A 9,336-nucleotide genomic window follows, 5' to 3' on the forward strand; every position below is an offset into this window, starting at 1 on the left:
TCTCTGCGCGGCGGTGACCTGCACTGCCATTGACCAGTGCCACGACGTTGGCACCTGCGATTCGGCAACCGGCCTTTGCAGCGATCCGATCGCCGGTAACGGTACAGTCTGCGATGACGGCGACCTGTGCAGTGATCCAGATTCCTGCAGCAGCGGTGTCTGCGAGGGCTTGCTCACTGATTGTAGCGGGCTGGATGACAACTGCGTGCTGGGCACCTGTGACGTGGCGAACGGAAATTGCGCCGCCCAGGCGGTGGCCGATGGTGGGGGCTGTGATGACGGTGACTTGTGCACCGAGAGCGACCAGTGCAGTTCGGGCGCTTGCGTAGGCGTTGCGGGAGCACAGTTTGAGTCGAGCAAGTTAAAACTCGGATTGCGCGGAGTGGGCGATGACAAGCTGAATTTCAAGTCGCAGGCAGCGCAGGCTGATATGCTCGGCCTGCCGACATCTGGTGGAGTAGACCTGGTTCTCAGCGACTCCCTGGGCAACACGGTTTACTTTGCCTCCATAGCCGCTGGCGACTGGGAGGACGTGCGCGGCCGGGGTAGTAAGTTCAAGTTCAAGGATCGCACGGGCACGCTGGCCGACCGCATACAGAAGGCCCAGCTCAAGGTGAACACTCGCCGTGGAATCGTATTGTTCAAGGCCAATGGCAAGTACCTGGACCTCCAGGCTGCAACGGGCGAAGTCTCATTGTCGCTGTCGGTGGTCGTGGGTGGATCGCCGAGCGGTAGCTGCACCAGTGCCCCCGCGATGGTCTGCACGAGCAGGGGCAGCAACTTGAAGTGTGACCTATGACCGGGTTGCAGAGTGCCGGCCCTGGCGGCAGGTAACACTGTCGCTTGACAAGCGGGGGTGGCTTGGAGTTTGCTGTATTTGGCGTTTGCAGGAAAGGGCACCGGGTATGAAAATATGAAGACAGTAGCGATAGAGAAGTTTTGCGTGGGTGCAGCCTTGGTCTTGTTGACCGCCGGGGTCGGCGTTGTGGGTTGCGCCACGGCCCAGGATGGACAGGTGGTGCAGGACACGTCGGCTGCGCCTGTGGCCGACGCTGGCTTGAAGGTCTACCTCGACCCCGAGACCGGTGAGTTTCTCGAAGAACCGCTTCCAGGCCAGGCCGATGCTGCTGGCGCTGGAAACAGTCGGCAGGCAGAGCGCGCACCGTTGGTCGAAGAGCCCAGCCCGGTAGAGGGTGGCGGCACCATGATCAGGCTCGACGACAGGTTCCATGCCGAGTTTCGCGCCACGGTAGATGCCGACGGCGAGCTCAAGGCCGACTGCGCACCGTCGGTCGAGTAGCACTCGCCGGCCGCGACACTTCAGTCGGTGACCGGCGCGCGGCAGCGTTCAATCGCCGCCTTCTGCCTGCTTCCCAGGCTTATCGCCCTCGCGCCCATGAACAACACCATAGCTGCCCAGAGCAGGCTGACCGACGCGAGCTGTTGAGCGAGCAGGGCGAGCGGCGTGTAAACCAGTAAGGTCGAGGCAAGCATAGCGTTGCGCAGCACCACTCCCTCGGTGAGGCCGAGGAACAATCCGTCGTAGATGAACGCCACTGCCCCGAGCAAGATGGCGGCGTAGAGCCAGCCGCGGTACGACATCATGGCGGCCACGATGTCGCTGTGCGAAGTCATGAGGGCAAAGATAGTCTGCGGGGCAGCCCAGAGCAGGGCCACCGCCATCAACGCGATAATCATTCCCCACGCCATTGCCAGCGAGAGCAGGCGGCGGGTTGCCTGCGCATCGTTGCGGCCCTTGCTGATGCCGGCGAGGCTGTGCAGCGATAAGGCGAAACTGTCTACCGCGTAGGCTACCAGGTAAAAAAGGTTGAGCAGTATAGCGTTCGCGGCCAGGGCTACCGTGCCTATCGCCGCGCTGATGTTAATGAACGAAGCGAACACCGAAACCAGGCAGAGGGTACGTATCATGATGTCGCGGTTGAGCGCGAACAGTCGCCTGAATGTCTCGCGGTCGGCGAAGCCGGCGGCGCTGGTCAGCCAGCCGCGGTCGGCCTTGAAGAGTACCAGCAGGTAGAGCAGCAGTCCGAGGTACTGGGACATGGCCGTGGCGATGCCGGCGCCCCGGGAAGCCAAGCCGAGGGTGTAAATAAAATAGTAGTCCAGCGCGACGTTGGCCGAGCTCATTACCAGCGTCACCAACAGTACTGTACGGCTGCGCCCGCGCCCCAGCAGCCAGCCGATGAAGGCCAGGTTGACCAGCACCGCGGGCGCGGCCCATATCCTGGCGTCAAAATAAGCACGGCCCGAGGCCTCGGCCGCTTCACTTCCCGCGAGCACCGAGAAGCCAAGCGCTCGTATCGCCGGCGAGAGGGCGAGCACCGCGAGCCCCATCAACAGGGCGAGCGCCAAGGCCCGGTACAGCACCAGCGACAACTCGTGCTTGTCCTTGCGCCCCTGGGCCTGGGCCGTGACACCCTGCGTGCCGGTCTCAACAAAGCTCAATGACCAGTAGACGTAATCAAACAGCACCGAGGCCAGGCCAACCCCGGCCAGGTGAGACACCTCGTCCAGGTGGCCCAGCATCGCGAGGTCGACCAGGCCGGCCAGTGGTACGGTGATCAGGGCAAAGAAATTAGGCAGCGCCAGTCCGAGCAGGCGCCGGTTGAGCTTGCGGGTGTTTGTTGGACGGCGGGGCGCAGTGTCGAGGGGTGTTGGATCAGTTGTCATCAAACAGGCTCGCCTGTGCCGGTCGTAGTACTGCCGTCACGGCTTCAAGACAGCCGGGGTCATCGTTGGCTGGCTTGTTCATGCGCGGTGACACGGGGTGGTAGTGCAGCGAGCCTGGCGGCAGTGCGCTGCAAAGCTCGCGCAGTTGATCGTCGGCGAGCGGCCGTCGCTCGAGCCATTGCTGCCAGTGTTGCTTCGGTAGAATCACCGGCGCGCGGTGGTGCAGATCAACCAGGTCGTCGCCCGCATCGGTGGTGAGGATGGTGAAGGTTTGCAGTTCCTGCTCGTCGTCGCCCCAGGTTTCCCACAGGCCCGCCATCGCAAAGGTCTCGTTGTCGGAAGCCTGCACGTAACAGGGCTGTCGCTGCTCGTCCACCCGCAGCCACTCGTAGAAGCCGTTGGCCGGCACGAGACAGCGCCGACTGCGCAGTGCCTCCCGGAACGAGGGTTTGACGGCTGCTGTTTCCGAGCGGGCATTGATCATGCGCTGGCCGATAGCCGGGTCGTCGGCCCAGGCGGGCACGAGTCCCCATCCGAGTGACAGTGCTTCGCGCCTGTCGTCCGCGCCGGCCCTGATAACCGGCGCCAGCTGTGACGGTGCGAGGTTGTAGCGAGGGGCGAAGGATGGAAAATCCTCGACCTCGAACATTTCGGCCAGCCGCTCGGGCAGGCTGTGTATGACGAAGCGTCCGCACATGACCTTGTATAGGCCGCCCGGCCCGGCAGTGCAGCAAGCAGGCGGAGCGTAGAACCTAGCACGCGCCCGGCAATGGCACACCCGTGCGTTGTGCCGCGGTCGGGTTGCAGCAGTTGCAAACGCAAGGCTCAATGCTCGGCTCATGAACGACAACACCCCGGTTCTTGTAGGTTGCGGACAGTTTACCCTTCGCGACGGTCGCGGCGACCGTTCGCCGGTTGACCTTATGGCCGAGACCGCGCGCATGGCTGCCGAAGACGCGGGTCCCGGGGAGCGCCTGTTGCGCGAGGTCGACGCGCTGGCCGTGATGGGCGTTATCGGCTGGCGCTACGATGACGCGCCCGGCCTGCTGTCGCGGCAGCTGGGCATCGACCCGCGTCGCCGCCAGTACAGCAGCATAGGAGGCAACACCCCGCAGTGGTTGGTCAACCGTAGCTGTCGCGAGATAGAGCGTGGTGATGTCGGGGCCGTGTTGATCACCGGCGCCGAGGCACTGGCCAGCTACAAGCGGGCCAACGTTGACGGGCGACGCCTGGACTGGGAGCGCGGTGCGGGCGGCGAGGTTGAGATGATCGGCGACCCGAGGCCGGGCAGCAGCGATCACGAGAACGCGCACGGGCTCATGTTGCCGCCCACTATTTACCCGTTATTCGAGAATGCCCTGCGCGCCCGGGCCGGTCGTGATCCGGGCGAGCACCTGCGCCGCCTCGGCGAACTCTACGCGCCGTTTTCACAGGTGGCGTCGGACAATCCCCTGGCCTGGTTCGGGCAGAGGCGCTCGGCCGAGGAGATAGCCACGCCGTCGGCTTCCAACAGGCTCATCGAGTGGCCCTACACCAAGTACATGAACGCGGTGTTGATGGTTGACCAGTCGGCGTCGCTGATACTGACCTCGGTGGGGAAGGCCCGTGAACTGGGCATTGAAGAGTCGCGCTGGGTGTTTCTGCACGGCTGCGGTGATGCCAACGACCTGTGGTATGTGAGCGAGCGCCGTGATTTCTGTTCTTCACCTGCGCTGGCTGCGGCCGGACAGCAGGCATTGGCGATGGCGGGTGTGGGCATAGACGATATCGATTGCTTCGACCTCTACAGCTGTTTCCCCAGCGCGGTGCAGATAGCCCGTAATGAACTCGGTATAGCCGAAGATGATACGCGCCCGCTCACGGTGACCGGTGGGCTGGCCTGTCACGGCGGGCCCGGCAACAATTACACCACCCACGCAATAGCCACCCTCATGCAACGGGTACGCGACAAGCCCGGCAGCCTCGGCCTTGTAAGCGGGCTGGGCTGGTACATGACCAAGCACTCGCTGGGTATTTATGGCACTACAGCGCCGGCGGGTAATACTGGCGGGGCCTCCCGGTTGCATAGCGAAGAACGGGCGGGGGAGTTGCAGCAGCGCCTCGACGCAATGGATCACCCGTCATTGCAGGAGCAACCGGAGGGCAGCGGCAGCATCGAAACCTACACGGTCGCGTTCGATCGCGATGGTGCACCCGAGTCGGGCATCGTGGTGGGCAGGCTGGACAACGGTGATCGTTTTCTCGCGCGAGTTGTCAGCGACCCCGGGCTGCTGGCCGAACTTGTTGAACACGAGGGAGTGGGACGAAGCGGCAGCGTGAAGCCGAGCGGCGAGCGCGGCAATGTTTTTACCCCGGGCTGAGCTTACCAGGCCCGGCTGAGCGGGGCCGCTGGGTAGGCGAGGGGCTTGGGGCTGCATAGTGGTGTGCAAATACGTGCGCTCGAGCTGCCAGCAATATGCACGACGAGAACAACGCCTTTCTAACGTTGCAGGCATTGTTGTCTATGCCTTAAACGTCATTGACAACTACCCCCGTGTTGTGGGATGAACTTGATATGGGTCGGAGCCTGGCAGTCGGTGCATTCTTGCTGCTGGCCCTTTCGGCGTTGGTAGTCAGCCAGGCCGATGCGGCGCCGGCCTTCAGTGAATCTATTGCTCTTAACACCAACGCCGAGACCGACTCGGGCAATGACGACTTTCCTTTCATTGTCGGCGATGGCGATGGGCGGTGGGTAGCGGCCTGGTCATCGGCCGACACGCTGGGCGATAGCGTGGGCAGCGACAGCGACATCCTGGTGGCCACTTCTTTCAGTAACGGTTCGTCCTGGACCGCGCCCGTGCCCCTGGCCGCCTATTCGGCTTCTGATGTCGACATCGATGACGACGTTACCATCGAGACCGACGGGGAGGGTACCTGGATCATTGCCTGGTCGTCGGAATATTCGCTGGCCGGCTCGGCGGGAAATGACAGGGACCTGTTTTTTACGATCTCCAATGACAACGGCAACAGCTGGAGCTCACCGGCGTTGCTCAACACCAACGCCAACAGCGACGCCGGCGATGACCGGCACCCGTCGTTGATCAACGACGGGCAGGGACGCTGGATGGTGGCCTGGGAATCCGACGAACCCCTGGGCGGCTCCCAGGGCCTGGATTACGACATCTTCTACTCGGTGTCGCTCGACAGTGGATCGAGCTGGAGCGCGCCCTCGGCTCTCAACACGCTCTCGGAGCAGGACTCGGGCAACGATGTACACGCTGACCTGTTCTGGGAGCCGTCTGGCCTTGTTGTCGCGGTGTGGATGAGCGCCGAGGATACGGCCGGAGCGGGCAGTGACTTTGATATCGCGGTTTCGCGGACGGTTAACTTTGGTGATACCTGGGCGGCGCAGAGTTTTCTCAATGGAAACGCCGTCGACGATCGTCTTAACGACAGCTACCCGGAGATGGCCGGTGACGGGCAGGGTAATCTGCTGGTGGCCTGGCAGAGCGAGGATCGTTTCGGGGGCACACTGGGGCATGATTGGGACGTGATATTTTCCTTCTCGGATAACGAGGGGGCGTCCTGGGGCTGGCCCGGGCCGGTGAACTCTGCGGCCGGCAGCGACGGGGGCATCCACGACAGGCGTCCGACGGTGGCCACTGACGGACTGGGGACCTGGCTGATTGCCTGGGAGTCCAATCACGACCTGGACGGCGCGGCGGGTGCGGATTTTGACATCCACTATGCGGCGTCTACCGACGGGTCTAACTGGTCAAATAGTGCCCTCATTGATTCCCAGGGCGGGCTGGATATTGGCCACGACTACCACGTTGAGTTGGCCTGGGACGGGTTGAACTGGTTGGCCACCTGGACGTCCTGGGACGATCGCATCGGCACGGTGGGTGTCGATACCGATATCTTTGTGACTCCCAACGACGGGGCCTGCACCGAGCTGCCCCGCGAGAACTGCCGCATCCCCTATTTCATCCGGCGAGGAATGTTGCAGTTGGTTTACGGTAAGAAAGAGAGCAGGGACAAGTTGGTCTGGAAGTGGCAGCGCGGATTCGCCACTTCGATTGAGGACTTAGGAAGCCCGGACACTGTGCACGGCTTGAGCCTGTGCGCTTATGACTCCTCGGGGCCCGGTGGTGCCTCGCGACTGGTGTACTCGGGCTTGGTCGCTGCCGGTGGCTTGTGCCGTTCGGCTCCCTGCTGGCGGCCTAACAGTAGCGATGGAGGATGGCGTTACAAGAACCCTGACACCGGCCCGTCGGGTATACAGACCGTCAAGCTCAAGCCGGGTGGACACGGCCAGGCGAATATCAGGATCAAGGGAAAGGGCGCCTCTCTCGATCTACCACTGTTGCCGTTGTTTCCGGAGGTCCTGGTGCAAGCCCGCTCATCAACCGGCACCTGCTGGGAGTCTACATTTACGACACCAGTAATAAGCAGTTCGACCCGTTTCAAGGCCAGGTCTGACTGACGACCTGCCGGCAAGCGCAGCAGGCATAGCAAAGCCACCCGCAGCCGCTTCAAACGGGCGGATCGTGGTCGTAATTGCCCCCCGTGAGGGGGAGTGTTTCGGCCGTTGCAGCGGCGCATGGTCGCGCTCTCAATTCGCCCCATCCGGGGGGCATTTATACCTTTCTTCTGCTTTCGCCCCCCCCGCCTGAGTTACATTTCGAGCTAGCGTCCGGAAGCCCGTTGACAACAGGCCGGTTGCACCTCCGTGCTTGGTATGCGGCCTCGTTTTTCGTGGCCGGCAGGGTAGTACAGGGTTGATAACGGGTAGTGCGTATCACAGACGCACCAGCCCGGTGACATCTCGACTTTTTCGTTACTGTCGCCGAGTTGGGCTTTTCGTTGCCACATTAGTGGTCGCGGGAGCGCCCCTGTGCGTGCCGACAGCGTCGCTCGCGTCTCTCCCGCTGCCCCACGAACTGCCGATGGTCTTCGAGGAGAACCTCGGGCAGGCAGCCGACAACGTCCATTTTCTCGCCCGCAGCAAAGGCTACACCGTTTTTTTCACGCCGTCCGAAGCGGTGCTCATCCTTCGCTCGAACGGCGACGACCAGGCTGGCGAGAATTCGGTTTCGCTGCTCAGGATGAGGGCGACCGGAAAGAGCAAGACACCGCGCGTGGTAGGCGAAGCGCTGCTGCCCGGAAAGGTGAACTACTTCGTTGGCAATCAGGCCAACTGGAAAAAAGGGCTGCGTCTTTACGGGCAACTCAGGTACGAGGGCATTTATCCCGGTATAGACCTGGTGTTCTACGGCAACCGTGGTCACCTGGAGTATGATTTTGTCGTGGCGCCGGGAGCTGACCCGGACCTCGTGTCGATAGAATTCGACGGCGCCCTGAGCACGAGCATAGGGCCAGCCGGTGACCTGTTGCTGGGCACTTCTACGGGCGTGCTCACCATGCGACGGCCGGTGGCCTGGCAGGGCAAGGGCGTCAATCGCCGCCGCGTGCCCGCGGGTTTCTACCTCGAGAGCGGGGGCAAGGTAGGCTTTGCGCTGGGCGAGTGGGACCGCAGCCGCGAGCTGGTCATAGACCCCGTGCTCGATTACTCGAGTTTTCTCGGCGGCGGTTCGGGTGACGAAGCCTACGACGTGGCGGTCGGCGCGACCGGCGATCTCTACCTGGCGGGTAAAACCATATCGACTGACTTTCCCCAGGTATCGGCTTGTGTCGACTGTGCGACAAACTCGACCATCCCCGCGGCGCATGACGCGTTCGTGGCGCGCATCGACCCGTCGCTCACGGGCGCGGCGTCGCTGGTGTACGCCACCTACCTGGGCGGCGGCGATACCGACTGGGGGCTGGGCATCGCGGTAGACTCGTCGGGCAGCGCCTTTGTAACCGGCAAGACAGATTCGAGTAACTTTCCCACGGCATCGCAGGTGGGAGACCCCTTCCAGGACAACAGCCACGGCTCACAGGGGTTCGAGGCCTTCGTGACCAAGCTGTCGCCCAATGGTTCGGCGATCGTATACTCCACCCTCCTGGGCCGCGCCACTACCCAGGGCAGCGCCGTGGCCGTGGATTCTTCGTCCCGGGCCTGGGTGGTCGGCTCGACTACTTCACCAGTATTTTTCCCGGTAAACGGCGCGGTACAGGGCTCGCTCAACGGGGAGGGTGACGCCTTTCTCACTGTCTTCAACGCCGACGGCACAGCCGTCGTTGCCTCGACTTTCCTGGGCGGTGCCGGCTTCGAGGAAGGCTTAGGCGTGGCCCTGGATTCGGTGGACGGGGCCTGGGTCGTTGGGCGCACGAAATCTGACGATTTTCCGGTAAGCGCAGGCGCCCTGTACTCGGTGAAGAGCCCGGCGGGCCCCTCGAGCAACAACGGTTTCGTGACGAGAATCACGCTTGATCCCGTGACCTCGGCCATGACCCAGGCCTGGTCCAGCTATCTCGCGGGCGGAGCCATAGTTGTCAACTCGGTGGCTGCGCGAGCTGGCGGAGGTGCCTGCGTGGCAGGCAACATCAGTTCGCCGTCGGGCGTGCTCGCCATGGTTAATCCCCTGCAACAGATCTACGCGGGTTCTGGCGACGGTTTTGTTGCTTGCATCAACAGTGCAGAGAACGCTTTTGACTGGTCGACCTATATCGGCGGCAGTGGCCTGGACACGGCGGCAGCGGTTGCCATCGACACGACCGGTC

General features: G+C 62.9%; 6 protein-coding genes. 4 read left to right on the forward strand and 2 right to left on the reverse strand.

Features of this window, described 5'->3' with window-relative positions:
* Window positions 1-913 precede the first annotated feature (913 nt).
* Window positions 914-1,300, forward strand: coding sequence for a hypothetical protein (locus EYQ35_11755; GenBank protein HIF64809.1), 387 nt, complete (start codon window positions 914-916; stop codon window positions 1,298-1,300).
* A gap of 20 nt (window positions 1,301-1,320) precedes the next feature.
* Here EYQ35_11755 and EYQ35_11760 read toward each other — a convergent pair whose 3' ends face one another.
* On the reverse strand, window positions 1,321-2,688 hold the full coding sequence (locus tag EYQ35_11760; protein HIF64810.1) for an MATE family efflux transporter: 1,368 nt from the start codon (window positions 2,686-2,688) through the stop codon (window positions 1,321-1,323).
* Complete coding sequence (locus EYQ35_11765; protein HIF64811.1) at window positions 2,678-3,631, reverse strand: SOS response-associated peptidase; 954 nt, start codon at window positions 3,629-3,631, stop codon at window positions 2,678-2,680. Before EYQ35_11765 ends, EYQ35_11760 begins: the two co-directional genes overlap by 11 nt.
* On the opposite strand from EYQ35_11765, the gene EYQ35_11770 reads away from it, so the two are divergent.
* From EYQ35_11770 to EYQ35_11780, 3 genes are all read left to right on the forward strand, one after another.
* On the forward strand, window positions 3,528-5,048 hold the full coding sequence (locus EYQ35_11770) for an acetyl-CoA acetyltransferase (protein HIF64812.1): 1,521 nt from the start codon (window positions 3,528-3,530) through the stop codon (window positions 5,046-5,048). The two genes, EYQ35_11765 and EYQ35_11770, sit on opposite strands and share 104 nt — an antisense overlap.
* Window positions 5,049-5,242: 194 nt before the next feature.
* Window positions 5,243-7,153 carry an exo-alpha-sialidase gene (locus EYQ35_11775; protein HIF64813.1) on the forward strand — a complete coding sequence of 637 codons (1,911 nt, stop codon included), beginning with the start codon at window positions 5,243-5,245 and terminating at the stop codon, window positions 7,151-7,153.
* Window positions 7,154-7,568: 415 nt separating this feature from the next.
* A partial coding sequence (locus EYQ35_11780) for a hypothetical protein (protein HIF64814.1) occupies window positions 7,569-9,336 on the forward strand: 1,768 nt, incomplete at its 3' end.

The organism is Candidatus Binatota bacterium (assembly GCA_012960245.1).
Classification (GTDB): domain Bacteria; phylum Desulfobacterota; class Binatia; order UBA1149; family UBA1149; genus UBA1149.